Below are 17,627 nucleotides of genomic sequence, written 5' to 3'. Positions count from 1 at the left end.
CGATATGATCAGTAAGCAGGACCAAAAGTTGCTTTTACACTTGCGCCAGAATGCCCGTTGCAGTGTCTCGGACCTGGCCAGGGCACTGGACTTGTCGCGCTCCACGGTGCAGAACCGTATTGCAAAGCTCGAAGCGAGTGGTGTGATTCGCGGGTATTCCGTTGAGCTTGGGGGTGAATACTCGGCAACCCAGGTAGAGGCCCATGTGTCGATCAAGGTCTTCCAGAAGCTGACGGCTCGAACAAACGCAGCCCTGGAACAGATCAGCCAGGTATCCCAGTTGTATTCTGTCAGCGGAGAGTATGACCTGATTGCCATTGTCCAGGCTCAGTCCCTGGAGGAACTGAGCGCTGTTCTGGATGAGATCGGTAATCTTGAGGGCGTGGAGCGAACCAACTCGGCAGTGGTTCTGGAGACGCGTTTCAGGCGTTAATACAGTCTTGCCGCCATTTACGATTATGCGTCGGTGGTTTCGTTCAGTAACGAGGGTTTTTTCAGGGCCTTGGCGAACAGGTCCTTTTCCTCGGCAATGGCCAGTGCGGCTTTTTCCGCCATGGCTTCATCCAGGCCCTCTACCCGCGCTTGCAGAAACTGGGTGATTTCCTCGGCAAGTTCCAGGACCTTGTCCCGGGCATCGGCTTCCGCTTTGGACGAGAAGAGCATTGTGTCGGGGTGTTTCAGTGCCATCTCCAGTCCATCCCTCTCCGAGTAATACAGCGCTTGTACGGCCATGACTTTCTCCAGTGTGTTCCCGCACGTTGTCGTGTCTGGTGGGGTTCATTGAATCTGCGGTGAGTATACTGAACATATCTGTATATGTATACAGTGTTTTCGGCGGCCTGTGTGGCAGATGTCGGGCGGAAAAATGTGATAGTGTCTTAGGCCGACGATGACCAGACCTACCATCAAGGAATCGATACGTTATGCATGACCAACCTATGGCCCGCCCGGGCCGAACGCCCTTTCAACTTGCAGGCCTGGCCCTGATGGCCTTGCTGCTCACAGGTTGCGGCATCAACAACATTCCAACGTACGACGAGCAGGTTAAGTCGGCCTGGGCGCAGGTGGAGAATCAGTACCAGCGGCGGGCGGATCTGGTGCCGAACCTCGTTGAAACGGTGAAAGGTTTTGCGGACCAGGAACAGGAAACCCTGACGGCGGTCACCGAAGCCCGCTCAAAGGCCACCTCTATCCAAGTCGACGAAAGCATTCTCAACAATCCCGAGAAGCTGAAACAGTTCCAACAGGTGCAGGGCGAGCTCAGCAGTGCGCTCAGCCGACTGATGGCGGTTTCCGAACGCTACCCGGATCTGAAATCAAACCAGAACTTCCTGGCGCTGCAGTCGCAACTGGAGGGCACGGAGAACCGTATCTCGGTCGCAAGGCGTGACTTTATCCAGGCGGTTGAACGCTACAACACGGAAATCCGGACTTTCCCGGGCCGTCTCTGGCACAGCATGCTGTACAGCGACCTTGAGTTGCGAGCCAACTTCGAAGCCACCACCCCCGATGCCCAGGATGCGCCACAGGTGGAGTTCTGATGCCTGTTCGTTTCCACACAGTGATCGTTTTCCTGGCCCTGGTTGTGCTGGGCCAGGCCAGTGCCCAGGCGCAGTCCAATCCTGATTTCCCCGAACTGACTGGTCGCGTGGTTGATGGCGCCAACATGCTGCCCTCCAAGGTTGAAGGTCGCCTCAGCCAGATGCTGGAGGCCCACGAGCAATCAACGACCGAACAGGTGGTTGTGGTGACGTTGCCCGACCTCCAGGGCTATGCCATTGAAGACTTTGGCTACCAGTTGGGTCGTCACTGGGGAATTGGCCAGGAAGGTGAAGACAACGGTGCGCTGTTGATTGTCGCCAAGGAAGAGCGGCGGATTCGGATCGAAGTTGGCTACGGGCTGGAAGGTCGTCTGACCGACGCGACATCCGCCACCATCATCAACCAGATCGTTACCCCGGCGTTCAGGCAGGGAGATTTCGCTACCGGCATTGCCAACGGAACAGCTGCCATGGTCCAGGTATTGGGCGGTGAGCCACTTGCAGTGCCAAAGTCCGGGCGCTCCAGGGTCAAGGATGACCGGCCCCATCCGGCGTTAGGCATCCTGTTTTTCATCATTGTGCTGAGTGCATTCTTTAGAGGCGGTGTTGGCAGAGGCCGTGGTGGCCGCAGTGCTCTGCTGGCCGGTGCGCTCGTTGGCGGTCTTGGTGGTGGTCGCGGCGGCGGTTTTGGCGGTGGTGGCTTCAGCGGCGGAGGCGGTGGCTTCGGCGGTGGCGGTGCCTCCGGCGGTTGGTAGCGCCGGCGCCTCAACGCGAATAGACAGCGAACCTATTGATTCAGCAACACCGGAACGAACATGACGTTATTAACAGGCAGTGAGCAACAACAGGTGGCTGCGGCTATCACAGAGGTGGAGCGTGAGACCGACGCGGAACTGGTAACCGTGCTCGCCGCAGCCTCCGATGATTATTCCTATATCCCCCTGCTCTGGGCCGGGGTTATTGCACTACTGGTGCCCGGAGCGATCAATTACTTTACCGGTTCGCTGAGCGCGGACTGGTTGCTAGTGGTCCAGTGGGTAACCTTTAGCGTGTTATGCCTGTTGTTTCGGTTTCCGGGTGTGGGACATCATCTGGTGCCAAGGGCTGTTCGCTTCTGGCGGGCGTCCAACATGGCCCGGCGGCAATTCCTGGAGCAGGATCTTCATCACACCCAGGGCGGCGTCGGTATGCTGATTTTCGTGTCGGAAGCGGAACACTATGTTGAGATCCTGGTGGATCAGGGCATCGCCGATAAGGTCAGCGACGGGGTTTGGGAAGATATTGTCGGCACTTTTACCAACCAGGTTCGCAGTGGCGACACCCTGGCCGGCTTTCTCGGTTGCATCGAAAGTTGCGGCCAGCATCTGCGGGAGCAGTTGCCCGCAACCCGCGAGAAAAACGAATTGCCTAATCATCTGGTGCTAATACCGAAACGTTCTTAATGCCTGGCGCCGGTCTGCCGATAAACAGGGGCAGGCTGCGGAAGCATCCCATGTCCTGCCTGCAGACAGCGCTGATGAGGGGTGAGGGTATGGTTTCTCCAATTAATATTCCCGGTTCCGGAAGGCCAGGTCGCTCCGGCGCAGAGCCATCGGGAAGCCGGTCGACAAGCAATGACCCCGAGCCTGCCAAGGTCAGGGAACAGGGCAGGGGGGCGATCCGCACGCCCGAGGATGCCATCAACGTACTCCGAAGCAGGCTGGAGCAACAGCTTCAGCAACGGCTCGGGGCCTCCGGCCCCGACGCATCTGCCTCCACCCGAAATCGATTCGAACCGCCGACAGCCGTCGACGTGGCCAGCCGTGTGCTGGGCTTTGTCCAGCAGCGCCTGCAAAAGGAAGCGGCTACCGGTGCCGATTCAGAACGTCTGGCCGGCCTGCTTTCAGATGCACGTCGTGGCGTTGAACAGGGGTTCTCCGAGGCGCGGGAGCAGATCGAAGCTCTGGGGTTGATGACGGGAACACTGAATCGTGATATCGACGACAGCTTCACGCGTATCCAGGACGGTTTGTCTGACCTGGAGTCGCGATATCTGCAGAGCGGGGTGTCGTCCGAGAGCCGAGTAACAGCGGCGATGGTGGAGAGTGCCAGCAAAGAGTCGTTTGCGTTTGAGGTCACCACCCGTGACGGCGACCGTGTGACCGTTCGCATGGATGAGCAACGGTACTCGGCGATGTCGGCAAGTGCCCGCGAGAGTGATGGTGTCCGGTCTGAGGAAGTACGCTCAGCCAGTCTGTTTTCGGGGCGTTATGCGTTCTCGGTGGAGGGCAGTCTGGATGACGGTGAGAAAGCCGCGCTCGCGGACCTTTTTGGCAGAGTGCAACAGGTGTCAGGCCGCTTTTTCGACGGCGATATCCAGGGTGCCTTTCAAACAGCCCAGTCGCTGAACCTGGGTGGCGACGAGTTGGCCAGCTTCAGCCTGAACCTCTCTGCCACCCGAATGGTATCCGCCGCCGCATACGAGTCCGTATCCCGCGAGCCTTCCGGCAATAGAGAGCCTTCAGCAGACATGCAGTTGCGCCCGCTCGGCGGTTTCGCCCGGGGCATTCAGGGGCTCGCTCAGGAGTCGGTCGCCAAAGGCATGGACCTTCAGACAATGGAAGGGCTCATGCAGAAACTGCTGGACGATTTCCAGTTGCTCCAGAACGAGCGGGGCGGCGGAAACAGTCCCGCGCCGCGCTCGTTAATGGATGACTTTCTGTCGTCAGTGCTGGCAGCTTTTGAAAGCACAGGCCCGGAGGGCGAGCCGGCTTGAGGCATCAGGCCGGCTTGATTGCATAGCCCTGTTTCGGGAAGTGAACATGGACCTGCCCGACACGCGCGTGGGAACGCTCCAAAATCAGGGTTTGCTCATCTGCGAACACCAGGCGTCCTGTGACCGGGTCGCGCCCGTAGTCATCGGGTGCGACTTCGACGTTCTTTCCTGTTAAATCATCATCACCGGCAGACTCAATGGCTCGTGGCGTTGCATTACGGGCGATGTCCAACGCCTGGTCGGCGGTGATTTCGCGATGTTCGCCATGCCCGAAGGTTTTCATTCGCTCCAGCCATGCCGCCACCTTCGGGTAGTCCCGCAGCCAGGGCTTGCCCGCCAGATCGCAGACAAACCACAGGCCATGGTAGGCCGAAAAATCCGCGATGCAGGGAGTGTCACCAAACAGGAAGTCTTTCGCCAGCATCGACTCCATGGTTTCGATGTGCGCCATAACCTTGGCTTTTGCCTGCGGCCCTCGTACCGCTTTCACGCGGGACTTTGTGCCCATGGTGATGCGGTCCTTGAGGAAGCGTAAGGCGTTCAGCAGCGACGTGTCACGGATCAGCTTTCGCAACATGCGGCCATCGCTGGCGGCAATCACGCAGGCAAGAAAAACCTCAAGGTCCGTGGTTCGCACAAAGTCGATGACTGCTTGCGGCTGGCTGGCCAGGCTCAGTTCCGGTTTGCCACTCAGGCGTGCTATTTCGTCCGCGATGGCGCGGCTGTCGCAGAACACATCGGCGCCACTCTGGGCCACGGGAACCTTGCGGTAACCGCCCGCCAGCGCGGAAAGCATAGGCCGGGGCGGCATTTCCCTGACGATAACGGACTGCCAGGAAAGGCCGGCGTAGCCCAGCATGGCCCGAACCTTCTCGGAAAAAGGCGACATGGCGTAGTGGTACAGAGTGAACTCTTGCATGGGGTAACCCATCCTTATATGGCAATGTTATCTGGAGCGATCCGGGAGGTTACCCTGCAATCCCGTTGGGCGAAAGGCCGGGAGTTGTCCGTGTGGGCCAGCCGGCCCGTCACCGTCGCCCAGGCTTGAGGAAACGGGAAATACAGGTACTATGCTTTGGTTGCCTAAAAATAACGTCAGAAAAGACGACAACAATAAGGAGCCCTTGATGGCTGCAGACAGCAACAAGCAAACGCCCCTCCACTGCCTGTACTACTGGGCAAAGCAAACACCCGACAAGGTATACCTGACCCAGCCATTTCCCGATGGCACCACCGAAGACATTACCTGGAAACAGGCCGCCGACCAGGTGTCCCGGATGTCGGCGCATCTGGCAACCAAGGGGCTGCCTGAGCGCAGCAATATTGCCATTCTCGGCAAGAACAGTGCGCACTGGATCCTGTCAGACCTCGCCATTTGGGCCGCCGGCCACGTTTCAGTTCCGCTTTACCCAACTCTCAATGGTGAGACAGCAGCTTATGTGCTGGAGCACAGCGAAGCGAAACTGCTGTTCCTGGGGAAGCTGGACGGCAAAGCCGACGGCTGGAACGATATCAAGGGCCACATCCCCGGAGACTTGCCGGTTATCTCTTTGCCAATGTCACCCCGGGACGACACGCCGAAGTGGCTGGATATCATCGCCCAACAGCAGCCGACCGAGCCCGGTTTGCCGGACCCTGACGACATGGCCACCATTGTTTATACGTCGGGAAGCACCGGTCGCCCCAAAGGCGTTATGCACAGTTTTCGCGCCATGATATCCGTCGCCGATGGGCTGCAGCAGGTATTCCCGGTCACTCAGGAAGAGAGAATGCTTTCCTATCTGCCCCTTGCCCATGTTGCTGAACGTGCGGCCGTGGAAACCCAGTCGCTTTATTACAGTTTCCATCTTTATTTTGCCAATTCCCTGGATACCTTCCAGGAAGACCTGCAAAGAGCCCGGCCGACCCTATTCTTCTCGGTGCCCAGGCTGTGGATGAAGTTCTACCTGGCCATCAACAGCAAGTTGCCGCCGAAGAAACAGAAGGTACTGTTCAATATTCCGGTTTTGAACAAGCTGGTGAAAAAGAAGGTATTGAAACAGCTGGGCCTGGATCATTGCCGGGCGGCCCTGACGGGGGCGGCGCCACTCTCCGGCGAGATTATTGGCTGGTACCGGAACCTCGGTCTGGAACTGCTGGAGGTGTATGGGATGTCGGAAAACTTCGGCTATTCCCATGCCAACCGTCCGGGCCAGGCCAAGGTGGGTACCGTCGGCGTTACCAACCCGGGCGCGGAGCATCGCCTGGCTGAGAATGGCGAAGTGCAGGTCAAGAGCCCCGGCCAGATGCTGGGCTACTATAAAAACGAAGAGAAAACCCGCGAGGACGTTACCGAGGACGGCTTCCTTAAAACCGGCGATATGGGCGAGATCGACAGCGAGGGGTATCTGCGCATCACTGGCCGCGTCAAGGATCTGTTCAAAACCTCCAAGGGTAAGTATGTGGTGCCAGTGCCCATCGAAAGTCGCTTTAATCATCCCAGGGCAGAGGTCGTGTGTGTGGCGGGAGCCAACCAACCCCAGCCTTGCCTGATGGTACTGTTATCCGAAGAAGCACGGGAGGCGCTGGAAGCAGGTGGCAGCCGCGACGAACTGGAGAGGGAGCTGGCGGCGGAGTTGGATGCCGTTAACAGTGAGTGCGAGGCTCATGAAAAGCTGGCGTTCGTGGTGGTGGTGAAAGAACCCTGGACCATGGAAAATGGCATGCTCACACCCACCATGAAGATCAAACGAAATGTGATCGAGGACTTCTACAACCGCAAAATGGACGAGTGGTTTGGCAAGAGGCAAAAGGTGATCTGGGAGTTCTGACCCCCCCAAAAACGAAAACGCCGGTGGGCCTGGATATTCAGGCCCACCGGCGTTTACGAAATCTGTCTTCCCTTACTTACCCATACAGGGACGGGCTTAGTGCTCGCCCTGCATCATCTGGGGCATCTCCGGCGACGCGGTTGCTGCCTTCTTTTTCCAGGAATTCACTTTCCGACTGATAACCTGTACGGCCTGCCTTGCGGCTGCACGGGTATATTGGCGCCTGACCTCAGTACTGTTGTGGAGGATACTGGACGGCAGCGGGTATACGGTTGCGATATGGTCTTGAGTCATAGCGCCTTCCTCCTTATCTGGTGGATTAAAAAATATTGGTTAGCTGACTATATAAAGAAGTGTACGGCTTCGTATTTGCAGTTTAAATACGTTAAACTCCGTACTCACGTTGCAAATATGCAGTCTCTATGGATTGGGATTATCTTCGATACATACACGCCCTGGCAATAGGGGGAACCCTTGCCAAAGCTGGTGAGATATTGGGCGTTCACCAGACCACGGTGCTTCGTCGCCTGGACCAGATGGAAGAGCAGATGGGCGTTCAGTTCTTTGAGCGTAACCGGGATGGTCTGCAACTCACCCCTGTGGGTGAAACCGCGTTCCGTGAAGCCGAAAGGCTGGCTGCCGATATGGAAAATCTTGAACGGCAGTTGGTCGGGCAGGATTCAGCTCCTGTCGGCAAGGTTCGATTGGCGGCCACCGACACCATGGTGAAGGCTCTTATCAGTCCGATGATTGCAGAGCTCGTCCGGGAGTACCCGGACATCGAGCTGGAAGTGCTCACCGACAACGATGTGCTGAACCTAAGCCACCGCGAGGCAGACCTGACGCTGCGGCCGGTAAACAAGCCCCAGGCCACACTGGAAGGCGAGCGCATAGGTACGATTGAGTCGGCCATTTATAGCTCGGTCGACTACCAAAAACGGAATCCTGAACTGGATCTTGATAACGCCCCCGATCAGGCGCTCTGGATTCTGCCGGATGAGAGCTTCAGCCACCTGGCAACGGGGCGATGGTATCGCAAGCACTTGAAGAACGCGTCGTCCGTCATCCGCTGTAACAGTCTTCTGGCCATGCATGCCCTGGCGCGGGCCGGGGCAGGAGTGGCGGCGTTGCCCTGCTACCTGGGCGACAGTACGAAGGAGCTGACGCGTCTGTCGGAGCCACTTGAAGGCGAGGGGGTTGACCTGTGGCTGATGGTGAACCACGACACACAACAAATGGCCCGGGTAAGGATAGTGATGGAGTTCCTGACCGCCAGTCTGGCCCGGCTGACACCCCGGGTGGAAGGCGAGAGCTGAAGCCCAATCATGGTCTGTGCTTACCAGTCACCACAGAAGGGCCAGAACTGGTAGAAACGCCAGCACTGGAATTCCTCCTCGCAGGTCTGGAGCTGGCGGTCGTAGCGGAAGGCCCGGTTCTGGACCCGAGTGGCCAGTGACCTTACCTCCGGCTTGGCGAGGTAACTCTGTCGCTGGTAGCCGGTCCTGCCTTCGTGGTAGGCGAGGTACAGTTTTTCGGGGCTGGTGAGAGGAATGCCCACGTCTCTCCGGGTCAGGTGGTTATACCAGCCCACGAAATCGAGTGCGTATTTCATGTTGGTTCTTACTACGGACAGACCGTCTCCGTTTGCGGCCAGGTACTCGGCCCATGCCGGGTCGAGCGCCTGGGCGTAGCCATAGGCGGATGTTGGCCGGCGCCAGGGAATGAACCCCAGCAGGCGGGTCCGTGGTGGGCGGGCGTGGCTGCGAAACGACGATTCGTAGTAGACAAAGGCCAGCTGCGTTGCAATCGGAGTGCCCCAGCGCTCCTTTGAACGGCTCGCATAGTCGTACCATACCGGATGCTCACGGAAGATTTCACAGACGTCTTCCGGATTTGCCGGTGGGTCTGGCTCCAACAGACTGAAACGCATGATGGCGACAATGGTGATTGCCAGCCCCAAGCCCAGCGTTGGTAGGCCATACCACCGCATTCGGGACTTCCAGATTTTCACTCGGCTGCTTCTAAGCCGGCTGAGTCGTCTGTTTTTCGGTCGATTACGGCGTTTCTTCATGGGCGGGACCGGGCCCTGTCACTCCACACTACAAAATGGTCATCTGTTACTGGTCGGCTTTGCTTGCAGCTCCCGCCGGCTCCATGGCATAACGAGATTCTCGTTACCAGAGGATACTAGATTCATGCGCGCACTATCCCAAGTTAAACCGGCATTACTTTTTCTTTTGCTGGTCTGCGGCTCTGCCACCGCAAGCCCACTGGCGGACTCGGTGCTCCGGGTGTCGCCCATTGATGAGGTTGTCGCCCAGTACCCGGCGATGATGAGCCAGGGCATCCGCCAGGGTCTGAAACAAAGCGGACGGGTTGAGCCATTTGTTGCCAACACCATCAGCAGCGTTGTGAGTAATGCGTTCAGCGTTGCCGAGATTCGCGCGCAACTGGTGGAAGATCTGGACCAGGGGCTCAGCGAGGGGCAACTGAACTCGGTATTGGCCTGGTATAAGACGCCGCTGGCAGAGAAAATTTCCAAGGCCGAGGTGGCCGCCTCCAACCCTGACTCCTGGAAGCAGGTGGAAGCCAATGCTGCGGCGTTGCAGGAGCAATATAAGGGTAGCGAAAGGGCCAAACTGTTTACCCGCTTTGACCGGGCTGCCCGCGCAACGGAGAGTGCCGTGGATACCACCGTCGCTGTGCAGTTGGGGTTGGCCTCCGCCATGGCGGCGTTCAACGGTAGCAAGGGCCCAACCTTCGAACAGCTTCAGAAAAAAATCGAGAACCAACGCGGCATGTTGCGGGGTATGGTCGCCCAGCAGGTTTACGATGGCTACCTCTACACCTATCAGGATCTCAGCCCTTCCGAGTTGAAGGCGTACATCGAGTTTCTCGAAAGTGATGCCGGCTCGGCATTCACCCGGGTAGTCACCAACAGCGTTCAGACTTCGATTACAGAACCGGTGGAATCCATCGGCAACCAGTTGGTGCGCTTTTTTAATCCGCGCTGACACCGACAAAGATTGAAAAGCCACTGTTTTGGGTCCAGTCTCCAGTAGTAACTTTCCGCAGCGGAGACGGCCCCATGGATTTCAATGCCTACCAGCAAACCCTGGCCACCGAACTCAGGGGCCGGGAATGTCCCTTTCCCGAGGCGGAGTACCAACAGCGTCTCAAACACCTTCGCGCCAGGATGCTTTCAGAGGGCCTCGGAGCCGTTCTGTTAACCGACCCGTCCGACCTGTTTTATCTGACCGGTTACAGTACCTTTGAAGTGTCCGTTCATGTTGCCCTGGTGGTCACGGCCGACACGATAACCCTTCAAGTGCCCTCCATCGAAACCGGTCCCGCCATGGTGACCACCCGGGTAGATCACGTTATCGGTTATCGTTGGGAAGGTGTAGGCGATGTGCTGGATCCTCTGGCGCATTCGCTGGCCGGGCACGGTGCGAAGGTAGGGGTTGATTACTGGCATGGCTCGCTTCGCCAGGGGGTCCTTGAAGGGCTTAAACAGCGACTTCCGGACACACAGTTTGTGGATGCGTCCGGGCTGCTGAAAAGCATCCGTATCGTGAAATCACCCGCGGAGATTGACTGTCTGCGGCAGAGTGCCCGCATCACGGGCCAGGGCATCGAAGCCGCGGCTGCGTCCATCCGCCCCGGTATGACCGACAACGACATCGCAGCCGTCGGTGCCGAAAGCCTTCTGGCGGGCGGCAGTGAATTCATGAGCATGCAGCCTATCGTAACGGTCGGGCTGCGCAGCAGTGTCATCCACACCAATCACAAGCGCTGCCGGATTGAAGACGGCGATACGGTGTTCCTTGAGTTTGGCGCTGCCTGGCAACGTTACACGGCACCGATGATGCGTACGCTGGTGGCGGGTCAGCCGTCGGCCAGGATGCGGGCGGTTTTCGACGGTTGCCGTCGCGTGGTGGATACCCTTAAGGCATCCATGGTGCCGGGCCAAACTTTCGATTCCGCCGCCAGGGCTGCGGAGCAGGTTATGGCCCCACTGGCCAGTGAGGTGTTTTTCTCCGGGGTGTTTGGCTACACGGTGGGGGCGCAGTTTCCCCCGTCATGGGTGGAAGGGTCCGGTTTTATCGCCCGGGGAGAGTCGACGGTGTTCCAGCCGGGGATGGTGTTTCATCTACCCATTTGCCTGAGGATTCCGGGGCAGTGGGGCATGGGGTGCAGCGATACGGTACTGGTGGGAGAGCATGGTGGTGAACCGCTGACGGCGAACCCCTGGCGGCTCGACTGAATGTAAACCGGCTACTTTCTCACTTTGTTCAGTGATGCCTGGGGCTTGGTTTCAAAATAGGTGTCGTAGCGGCCATTTTCCCGAAACATCTGCAAGCGCTTGTTGAAGACCTCTCGCAGGGCTTGTGTTTCCGGTTCGTTGGCCGGGAACAGCACGAAGCTTTGATTCTCCAGAATGGGCTCCGGGTGATGGGTAATCTGACTGGTTTCCTGTGGATCCGTTTCCCGGCGAAGAATGTAGTAGCCAACGTTGATTTCTTCCGGGAAGGCATCAATCCGGCCAAATAGCAGGCGGCGGAAATTAAGTTCCGTGGAGGCGACCCATTCCACGTTCAGGGTACCGTTCTCGATGGCGCTATCGAATTCGGGGCCGTAGCTGTATCCGATGCTTCCCCCAAGCGTAAGGTCGGCAAGGTCCTGCATCTGGTTCCATTCAATGGGCGTATCCTTGCGGTAAAACAGCACGAAGCGCTCGTTCATCACCGGATCACTGTAGAGGAAGTCTTTCTGTCGGTCGGCGGTGTACATCCAGATGGCTGTGGCGTCGTGCCTGCCATTCGCGGCTTCACGATAGGCACGTTTCCAGGGCAGGAAGTGGAATTTGACCGTGTAACCTTCCGCCGCAAAGATGTCTCTGACCAGCCGGGCAACCGTGCCCTGACCAGGCTCACTCTCCACGAAAAAGGGAGGCCAGTCGCCAACGCTAATGCTCAGTTGTCGCTCGCCATCATCTGCTAATGCCGGAACCGACCACAACACAACCAGCGCAACGAAGTACGCTTTTAAAGCTTTCATGCAATCGCCTACACAAGGATGTTGCAAAGAGAGGCAAGGAGATACCTTACGGGTGCTTCTCCTTTTGATAGTAGACCAGGGATAATGATCCGTCATTCCAGCCGAATGTCACGCAGGTAGAGGGTCTTGGGCTCTGGCAGTGCAACCGTGAACAGAATCAGCCGCCTGATGGCCTGCATATTCATTGATCGGCCTTTCGGGGCTGTCCTGATCCTGTCGAGGTCCAGTTCGAATTGGTTGGAGCCGGGCGCCAGGGGGAGACGGGTGTTGAAGCGGTCATTGTAGTCGTTGTCGCCCAGGTCATGCTCCATGTCGTTGATTCTCAGAATCATTGGCAATGGGTGATCCTGAGGGTTGTACAAATTGATGACGAGGCGGTCATAGTCACGCCAGTCTTCGGGTAAATTGTGTAGGGAAACTCCTGAATAACGCGCTGTGGACAGGGATATCCTCAGTGCACGGTTATGGGTGTTTATAGCATGGTCGGTTACCGGCTCTATGACGCCGTCCCAAAATGGCGAAGGGTCTGGCTGGCGGAAGTCGTAGAGTGTCGGCAATAGTTGGCTGACGCGGTACTGCTGAATGGCGATTCTTGCCGTGGCGCCGATTTCCGCAACCAGCAGCGCGGTCACAATGAGCCTCAATGGCCAGACCAAAGGCCGGGACTGCCGGGTGAGCGAGGCCCGTGGCCGCACGGCCAGGATGGTCCATACGCCTACCTGGTTGCGGAGGATATCCTGCCAGTCCATCTGGCGGCTGGTTCCGTGTTGAAGCAGTTCGATGCCAGTGCCCAGTACGAGTACAGCAAGGGTGCCAATGCCCCAGAGAGACCATCCCGTCCAGATCCGCCAGGGCTGAATGGCCAGGGTCGACAGAGCGAAGAACAGGATGTGCCCGAGATTCCAGGCGGACTTGAACAACGGCCCATCGGACCAACCGGGGCCGCCGACAAAAAACAGAGGTGCAATCAGAATCATGCCCGCAAACGCCAGATACCGGAATATCTGGGCGTTGCGGGCAGGCCGGTACATTGGCAGGTTTAAGGCCATTAGCTCCGGCTGGTCACTTCCAGCAAGTGGTAGCCGAACTGGGTTTTTACCGGGCCGAGCACTTTGTTCACTTCACCACTGAAAACCACCTTGTCGAATTCCGGAACCATCTGGCCCGGGCCGAACGCGCCCAGGTCGCCGCCGTTGCGGCCAGAGGGGCAGGAAGAATGTTGCTTCGCCACTTCCGCGAAGTCCTGGCCGCCTTCAATGGCTAGCTTCAGCTCTTCACATTTTGCTTCGCTGTCTACAAGGATGTGACGCGCGGTTGCCTGTGTCATGGTGTGGTTTCCTTTTTTCGATTGAGGATTATGTTGCAATCACCGAGGGTGAAATGCTGCCCGCACTGGGCCGTTGAGGCAAGCGCTTTTTATCCGTGTTTCTGCTGTCTCACGGTTTGGGCCACAAACCTGTACAATGCCGGCTTTTCTTTCGCCGGCCCGTGCCCGGTCTTCACTCTCAGCAGGTCTATTCTTGATATCCACCGCGAACATTACCATGCAGTTCGGGGCCAAACCCCTTTTCGAAAACGTCTCCGTCAAATTCGGCAATGGCAACCGCTACGGTCTGATCGGCGCCAATGGCTGCGGCAAGTCCACGTTCATGAAAATTCTGGGCGGTGACCTGGAACCGTCAGCCGGCCAGGTTATGGTGGACCAGAACCAGCGGCTGGGTAAGCTGCGCCAGGACCAGTTTGCCTACGAGGACTGCTCGGTGATTGATACCGTCATTATGGGCCACGAAGAGCTCTGGCGTGTAAAAGCCGAGCGTGACCGCATCTACTCGCTCGCTGAAATGAGCGAGGAAGACGGCATGGCCGTGGCGGACCTGGAGGTGCAGTTCGCAGAGATGGATGGTTATACCGCCGATGCCCGTGCCGGCGAACTGCTGCTGGGCCTGGATATTCCCCTGGAACAGCACAACGGCCCCATGAGCGCTGTTGCACCAGGCTGGAAACTGCGGGTGTTGCTGGCTCAGGCATTGTTTTCCGACCCCGATATCCTGCTGCTGGACGAGCCCACCAACCACCTGGATATCAATACCATCCGCTGGCTGGAAAACATTCTGGTGGCCCGCAACAGCACCATGATCATTATTTCCCACGACCGCCATTTCCTGAACAGCGTGTGTACCCACATGGCGGACCTGGACTATGGCGAGTTGAGGCTGTTCCCGGGTAACTACGACGAATACATGACCGCTGCCACCCAGGCCCGTGAGCGTATGCTGTCGGATAATGCCAAGAAAAAAGCCCAGATTGCCGAGTTGCAGCAGTTTGTCAGTCGCTTTTCCGCCAACGCTTCCAAAGCCAAACAGGCAACCTCACGCGCCCGACAGATCGACAAGATCCAGTTGGAGGAGGTCAAGCCGTCCAGTCGGGTAAGTCCGTTCATCCGGTTTGAGCAAACCAAGAAGCTGCATCGCCAGGCGGTAACGTTGAAGGAGTTCACCAAGGGCTTTGATGGCAAGTCTCTGTTCGAAAAGATGAATCTGCAAATCGAAGCGGGTGAGCGGGTAGCTATCATCGGGCCCAACGGTATTGGCAAAACCACACTGATGCAGTGCATGGCCGGCGCTATGACACCTGACAGCGGTGATGTTAAATGGACCGATAGTGCCCAGGTAGGCTATTACGCCCAGGATCACGGCGCCGATTTTGATGAGGATATGGATCTGACCGAGTGGATGTCGCAATGGACCACTGGCGGTGAACAACTGGTTCGGGGAACCCTCGGCCGCATGCTGTTTTCAGGGGATGATATCGGTAAATCAGTGAAGGTGATTTCAGGCGGAGAGCAAGGTCGCATGCTGTTCGGCAAGCTAATCCTGGAAAAGCCCAATGTCATGCTGATGGACGAGCCCACTAACCACCTGGATATGGAATCCATTGAAGCCCTGAACCTGGCGTTGGAGAATTACCCGGGCACGCTGGTGTTTGTCAGCCATGACCGGGAGTTTGTGTCATCCCTTGCCACTCGAATTATTGAACTGAGGGCCGACGGCATAACCGACTTCAGCGGCAGTTATGACGACTACCTACGAAGCCAGGGTTATGTTTGATCGCCTTCGTCCAGGCGGGCCAGCAGGCTATTGATGGCGCCTGCAAACTCAACCGGTGAGTCTTCCTGCAGGAAGTGTCCACCGGTGAGGGTGGTGTGGGGCTGGCCCTTGGCGCCGGGAATTCTCTCCTGCATGTAACGGTCGCCGCCCCGGGTGATCGGGTCGCCGTTGCTGAAGGTGGTCAGGAACGGCTTCTTCCACTGCTCCAGAACCTTCCAGGCCTCGCGATTGGCCTCGCTGGCGGGGTTGTCCGGTGTCACTGGCACCAGCTTCGGAAAAGCGCGGGCACCGGCCTTGTACTTCTTGTTGGGGAATGGCGCATCGTAGGCACGACGCTCGTCGGGGCCCAGTGTGTGAAAGCTTCCGGTATTGATAATGCGGGCAATGGGAAACCAGGGGCTGTATAGCGCGAAGTTCTTCCATAACTGGAACGCTTTGGGCACAGGCTGGTCGCCGGTAGGCAGCATGCCATTACCCACAACGATGGCACGGAATCGCTCCGGGTTTTCCGCCGCCAGTCTCAGGCCGAGAAGAGATCCCCAGTCCTGGCATACGAGAGTAATGTCGCGCAGGTTGGTCTGGTCGAGGAAGGCCTGCATCCAGTCCATATGGCTCTGGTAACTGTACGCGTTGATGTCCGTGGGTTTGTCGGATTTGCCAAAACCGATCAGGTCTGGCGCGATCACCCGGTGCCCTGCTGCTGCGCAGATGGGAATCATATGCCGGTAGAGGTACGACCAGGAAGGCTCGCCGTGCATCATCAGCACCGGGCTGGCGTCCGAAGGCCCTTCATCGATGTAATGCATGCGCAATCCGTCGACCTCCAGGTAATGGGGGGCGAAGGGGTAATCCAGCAGGCGTTCAAATCGTTTGTCAGGTGTTCGTAGCGCGTTCATCGTGTTCTCCGGCATCCGTCACGGAATTATTGTAAGCTTGCTTAACGTATCACGACTTGCCACGGGTGTGTCGGCTCTTTTCCGCCCTTTTCAGGCCCTTCAAACGCATGGGAGTTTCAACGTGGAGCATGATTCGGTTCTGGCCGCCACGCGGCGCTGGGTGTCAGAGGTGGTCATTGGTCTCAATCTGTGTCCATTTGCCCGCCGGGAACTGGTGAACGAGCGCATTCGTTTTGCGGCCACGGATGCCAATTCGGAAGAGACCCTGTTAATGGCGCTGCAGGAAGAACTGATGCACCTGGACCAGCATCCGGAGGTTGAGACGACACTGTTGGTGCACCCAGGCGTGCTGGATAACTTTCTAGATTACAACGATTTTCTCGCCGCGGCCGACGGCCTTCTTGCGCATCTCGAGCTGGACGGCGTCTACCAGATTGCCAGCTTTCATCCTGACTATCAGTTTGGCGGGACCAATCCGAGCGACGCCGAAAACTACACCAATCGCTCACCTTACCCGATGCTGCATCTGCTGAGGGAGCGTAGCCTGGAGCGTGCGATTGACGGATACCCGGGAACGGAATCGATACCAGAGCAGAATGTCGAGCTGATGAATCGATTGGGTGCAGGACACATGCGCGATCTGCTCGCCCTCGCATTCTGCCCGGAGAGCAACCTGAACAACGAGTAATGAGCCTGCCAACTGTTATGGTCAAAAAACCGCACTTCTGAATCTGTTTCGCCTGCAACCCGCTGCGTAGGATTGACTGGGAAACGCATTGGTAACAGGGAGCTTCGCCAGGAACATGGAAATCTTACTCAGTGTATTGCTGTTCGCGCTGGTGTCGACGGTAACACCGGGCCCGAACAACATCATGATCATGACGTCAGGTGTCAATTTTGGGGTGTGGCGAACGCTGCCTCACTATCTGGGCATCTGTATTGGTTTTCCCGCCATGGTGGTCGCCATCAGTCTCGGCCTGGGGAAAGTGTTTGAAGCCTTTCCGCAGTTGCATCTGGTGATCAAGGTTCTTGGTATTACCTATTTACTGTATCTGGCCTGGCGAATAGCGACCACAGCCACAGAGATCGACGGTGAGAAAACCAGCAAGCCGTTGTCGTTCCTTCAGGCGGCGGCCTTCCAATGGGTGAATCCCAAGGCCTGGGTTATGGCTGTTGGCGCGTTGGCGACGTTCACAACGGTCAGTAGTGGCGAAGTGCTGCAGCAGTCATTCTGGATTGGACTGACCTTTTTGCTGGTCAGCGTGCCCTGTGTCGGGAGCTGGATGCTTGGTGGGGCTGGGTTGCGGAAATTGCTGCACAGGCCGTTGTATCGAAGGATGTTCAACTGGACCATGGGCGCGCTGCTTGCGCTGTCGGTTATTCCCATGCTGTCGGTGGAAACCGCAAAGCTGGTCTAGTCGGTTTCTGACAGCGGGTAACGCACCCCCCCGCTGTCA

General features: G+C 57.6%; 20 protein-coding genes. 12 read left to right on the top strand and 8 right to left on the bottom strand.

The window, feature by feature from the left end; translation table 11 throughout:
- Nucleotides 1-4 precede the first annotated feature (4 nt).
- The gene (locus tag AC0B60_RS11585) at nucleotides 5-433 is read left to right on the top strand and encodes an Lrp/AsnC family transcriptional regulator (RefSeq protein WP_465085960.1); all 429 of its coding nucleotides are present in this window, start codon (nucleotides 5-7) and stop codon (nucleotides 431-433) included.
- 23 nt (nucleotides 434-456) lie between these two features.
- Here the strand turns inward: AC0B60_RS11585 and AC0B60_RS11580 are convergent, their stop codons facing one another.
- Entirely contained in the window at nucleotides 457-732 is a 276-nt protein-coding gene (locus tag AC0B60_RS11580; RefSeq protein WP_007152627.1) for a YebG family protein, read from the bottom strand.
- A 206-nt stretch (nucleotides 733-938) separates the two neighbouring features.
- On the opposite strand from AC0B60_RS11580, the gene AC0B60_RS11575 reads away from it, so the two are divergent.
- From AC0B60_RS11575 to AC0B60_RS11560, 4 genes are read left to right on the top strand one after another with little or no spacing between them, the layout of a single operon-like run.
- Entirely contained in the window at nucleotides 939-1,541 is a 603-nt protein-coding gene (locus AC0B60_RS11575) for a LemA family protein (RefSeq protein ID WP_465086139.1), read from the top strand.
- On the top strand, nucleotides 1,541-2,296 hold the full coding sequence (locus AC0B60_RS11570; RefSeq protein WP_465085959.1) for a TPM domain-containing protein: 756 nt from the start codon (nucleotides 1,541-1,543) through the stop codon (nucleotides 2,294-2,296). Before AC0B60_RS11575 ends, AC0B60_RS11570 begins: the two co-directional genes overlap by 1 nt.
- A gap of 60 nt (nucleotides 2,297-2,356) precedes the next feature.
- Nucleotides 2,357-2,983: a TPM domain-containing protein gene (locus AC0B60_RS11565; RefSeq protein WP_465085958.1), complete on the top strand. Its 627-nt coding sequence runs from the start codon at nucleotides 2,357-2,359 to the stop codon at nucleotides 2,981-2,983.
- Nucleotides 2,984-3,033: 50 nt separating this feature from the next.
- Nucleotides 3,034-4,296 carry a DUF5610 domain-containing protein gene (locus AC0B60_RS11560; RefSeq protein ID WP_465085957.1) on the top strand — a complete coding sequence of 421 codons (1,263 nt, stop codon included), beginning with the start codon at nucleotides 3,034-3,036 and terminating at the stop codon, nucleotides 4,294-4,296.
- 4 nt (nucleotides 4,297-4,300) lie between these two features.
- On the opposite strand, the gene AC0B60_RS11555 is transcribed toward AC0B60_RS11560, so the two are convergent.
- Nucleotides 4,301-5,215: a glutathione S-transferase family protein gene (locus AC0B60_RS11555; RefSeq protein WP_465085956.1), complete on the bottom strand. Its 915-nt coding sequence runs from the start codon at nucleotides 5,213-5,215 to the stop codon at nucleotides 4,301-4,303.
- A gap of 208 nt (nucleotides 5,216-5,423) precedes the next feature.
- Here AC0B60_RS11555 and AC0B60_RS11550 point away from each other — a divergent pair, with 208 nt between their 5' ends.
- A complete protein-coding gene (locus tag AC0B60_RS11550) occupies nucleotides 5,424-7,106 on the top strand; it encodes an AMP-binding protein (protein ID WP_465085955.1) in 1,683 nt (560 codons plus the stop codon).
- A gap of 96 nt (nucleotides 7,107-7,202) precedes the next feature.
- On the opposite strand, the gene AC0B60_RS11545 is transcribed toward AC0B60_RS11550, so the two are convergent.
- Nucleotides 7,203-7,400 carry a hypothetical protein gene (locus AC0B60_RS11545; RefSeq protein WP_465085954.1) on the bottom strand — a complete coding sequence of 66 codons (198 nt, stop codon included), beginning with the start codon at nucleotides 7,398-7,400 and terminating at the stop codon, nucleotides 7,203-7,205.
- Nucleotides 7,401-7,528: 128 nt separating this feature from the next.
- Here AC0B60_RS11545 and AC0B60_RS11540 point away from each other — a divergent pair, with 128 nt between their 5' ends.
- On the top strand, nucleotides 7,529-8,422 hold the full coding sequence (locus tag AC0B60_RS11540) for a LysR family transcriptional regulator (protein ID WP_465085953.1): 894 nt from the start codon (nucleotides 7,529-7,531) through the stop codon (nucleotides 8,420-8,422).
- Between the two features lie 20 nt (nucleotides 8,423-8,442).
- Here AC0B60_RS11540 and AC0B60_RS11535 read toward each other — a convergent pair whose 3' ends face one another.
- A complete protein-coding gene (locus tag AC0B60_RS11535) occupies nucleotides 8,443-9,096 on the bottom strand; it encodes a transglycosylase SLT domain-containing protein (RefSeq protein WP_007152618.1) in 654 nt (217 codons plus the stop codon).
- A gap of 205 nt (nucleotides 9,097-9,301) precedes the next feature.
- Between AC0B60_RS11535 and AC0B60_RS11530 the strand changes: the two genes are divergently transcribed.
- Together AC0B60_RS11530 and AC0B60_RS11525 are read left to right on the top strand one after the other, a co-directional pair.
- On the top strand, nucleotides 9,302-10,120 hold the full coding sequence (locus AC0B60_RS11530; protein ID WP_465085952.1) for a DUF2059 domain-containing protein: 819 nt from the start codon (nucleotides 9,302-9,304) through the stop codon (nucleotides 10,118-10,120).
- A gap of 74 nt (nucleotides 10,121-10,194) precedes the next feature.
- A complete protein-coding gene (locus tag AC0B60_RS11525) occupies nucleotides 10,195-11,373 on the top strand; it encodes a M24 family metallopeptidase (RefSeq protein WP_465085951.1) in 1,179 nt (392 codons plus the stop codon).
- Between the two features lie 11 nt (nucleotides 11,374-11,384).
- Here AC0B60_RS11525 and AC0B60_RS11520 read toward each other — a convergent pair whose 3' ends face one another.
- The 3 genes from AC0B60_RS11520 to AC0B60_RS11510 all read right to left on the bottom strand — a co-directional run bounded on the left by AC0B60_RS11520 (nucleotide 11,385) and on the right by AC0B60_RS11510 (nucleotide 13,494).
- Nucleotides 11,385-12,167 carry a substrate-binding periplasmic protein gene (locus AC0B60_RS11520; RefSeq protein WP_465085950.1) on the bottom strand — a complete coding sequence of 261 codons (783 nt, stop codon included), beginning with the start codon at nucleotides 12,165-12,167 and terminating at the stop codon, nucleotides 11,385-11,387.
- Nucleotides 12,168-12,259: 92 nt separating this feature from the next.
- A complete protein-coding gene (locus tag AC0B60_RS11515; RefSeq protein ID WP_465085949.1) occupies nucleotides 12,260-13,216 on the bottom strand; it encodes a succinyl-CoA synthetase subunit beta in 957 nt (318 codons plus the stop codon).
- Nucleotides 13,216-13,494, bottom strand: coding sequence for a peptidylprolyl isomerase (locus AC0B60_RS11510; protein ID WP_007152613.1), 279 nt, complete (start codon nucleotides 13,492-13,494; stop codon nucleotides 13,216-13,218). The genes AC0B60_RS11515 and AC0B60_RS11510 overlap by 1 nt, the downstream gene beginning before the upstream one ends.
- Nucleotides 13,495-13,687: 193 nt before the next feature.
- On the opposite strand from AC0B60_RS11510, the gene AC0B60_RS11505 reads away from it, so the two are divergent.
- Nucleotides 13,688-15,274 carry an ABC-F family ATPase gene (locus AC0B60_RS11505; RefSeq protein ID WP_465085948.1) on the top strand — a complete coding sequence of 529 codons (1,587 nt, stop codon included), beginning with the start codon at nucleotides 13,688-13,690 and terminating at the stop codon, nucleotides 15,272-15,274.
- Here the strand turns inward: AC0B60_RS11505 and AC0B60_RS11500 are convergent.
- Complete coding sequence (locus tag AC0B60_RS11500; protein WP_465085947.1) at nucleotides 15,265-16,170, bottom strand: haloalkane dehalogenase; 906 nt, start codon at nucleotides 16,168-16,170, stop codon at nucleotides 15,265-15,267. The two genes, AC0B60_RS11505 and AC0B60_RS11500, sit on opposite strands and share 10 nt — an antisense overlap.
- 121 nt (nucleotides 16,171-16,291) lie before the next feature.
- On the opposite strand from AC0B60_RS11500, the gene AC0B60_RS11495 reads away from it, so the two are divergent.
- Nucleotides 16,292-16,858, top strand: coding sequence for a DUF1415 domain-containing protein (locus AC0B60_RS11495; protein WP_465085946.1), 567 nt, complete (start codon nucleotides 16,292-16,294; stop codon nucleotides 16,856-16,858).
- A gap of 115 nt (nucleotides 16,859-16,973) precedes the next feature.
- Entirely contained in the window at nucleotides 16,974-17,588 is a 615-nt protein-coding gene (locus AC0B60_RS11490; protein WP_465085945.1) for a LysE family translocator, read from the top strand.
- The last annotated feature ends 39 nt before the right edge of the window (nucleotides 17,589-17,627 follow it).

This window comes from Marinobacter sp. V34, assembly GCF_055524115.1.
Note: the sequence above shows the minus strand (reverse complement) of the source record. Positions and strands in the feature narration are given on the sequence as shown.

Excerpts from the sequence above, each read along its gene's own strand:
- AC0B60_RS11570 (WP_465085959.1), top strand. The coding sequence starts at position 1,541 with ATGCCTGTTCGTTTCCACACAGTGATCGTTTTCCTGGCCCTGGTTGTG.
- AC0B60_RS11500 (WP_465085947.1), bottom strand. The coding sequence starts at position 16,170 with ATGAACGCGCTACGAACACCTGACAAACGATTTGAACGCCTGCTGGAT.
- AC0B60_RS11580 (WP_007152627.1), bottom strand. The coding sequence starts at position 732 with ATGGCCGTACAAGCGCTGTATTACTCGGAGAGGGATGGACTGGAGATG.
- AC0B60_RS11555 (WP_465085956.1), bottom strand. The coding sequence starts at position 5,215 with ATGCAAGAGTTCACTCTGTACCACTACGCCATGTCGCCTTTTTCCGAG.
- AC0B60_RS11545 (WP_465085954.1), bottom strand. The coding sequence starts at position 7,400 with ATGACTCAAGACCATATCGCAACCGTATACCCGCTGCCGTCCAGTATC.
- AC0B60_RS11565 (WP_465085958.1), top strand. The coding sequence starts at position 2,357 with ATGACGTTATTAACAGGCAGTGAGCAACAACAGGTGGCTGCGGCTATC.
- AC0B60_RS11560 (WP_465085957.1), top strand. The coding sequence starts at position 3,034 with ATGTCCTGCCTGCAGACAGCGCTGATGAGGGGTGAGGGTATGGTTTCT.
- AC0B60_RS11550 (WP_465085955.1), top strand. The coding sequence starts at position 5,424 with ATGGCTGCAGACAGCAACAAGCAAACGCCCCTCCACTGCCTGTACTAC.
- AC0B60_RS11520 (WP_465085950.1), bottom strand. The coding sequence starts at position 12,167 with ATGAAAGCTTTAAAAGCGTACTTCGTTGCGCTGGTTGTGTTGTGGTCG.
- AC0B60_RS11515 (WP_465085949.1), bottom strand. The coding sequence starts at position 13,216 with ATGGCCTTAAACCTGCCAATGTACCGGCCTGCCCGCAACGCCCAGATA.
- AC0B60_RS11510 (WP_007152613.1), bottom strand. The coding sequence starts at position 13,494 with ATGACACAGGCAACCGCGCGTCACATCCTTGTAGACAGCGAAGCAAAA.
- AC0B60_RS11575 (WP_465086139.1), top strand. The coding sequence starts at position 939 with ATGGCCCGCCCGGGCCGAACGCCCTTTCAACTTGCAGGCCTGGCCCTG.
- AC0B60_RS11540 (WP_465085953.1), top strand. The coding sequence starts at position 7,529 with ATGGATTGGGATTATCTTCGATACATACACGCCCTGGCAATAGGGGGA.
- AC0B60_RS11490 (WP_465085945.1), top strand. The coding sequence starts at position 16,974 with ATGGAAATCTTACTCAGTGTATTGCTGTTCGCGCTGGTGTCGACGGTA.
- AC0B60_RS11585 (WP_465085960.1), top strand. The coding sequence starts at position 5 with ATGATCAGTAAGCAGGACCAAAAGTTGCTTTTACACTTGCGCCAGAAT.
- AC0B60_RS11525 (WP_465085951.1), top strand. The coding sequence starts at position 10,195 with ATGGATTTCAATGCCTACCAGCAAACCCTGGCCACCGAACTCAGGGGC.
- AC0B60_RS11530 (WP_465085952.1), top strand. The coding sequence starts at position 9,302 with ATGCGCGCACTATCCCAAGTTAAACCGGCATTACTTTTTCTTTTGCTG.
- AC0B60_RS11535 (WP_007152618.1), bottom strand. The coding sequence starts at position 9,096 with ATGCGGTGGTATGGCCTACCAACGCTGGGCTTGGGGCTGGCAATCACC.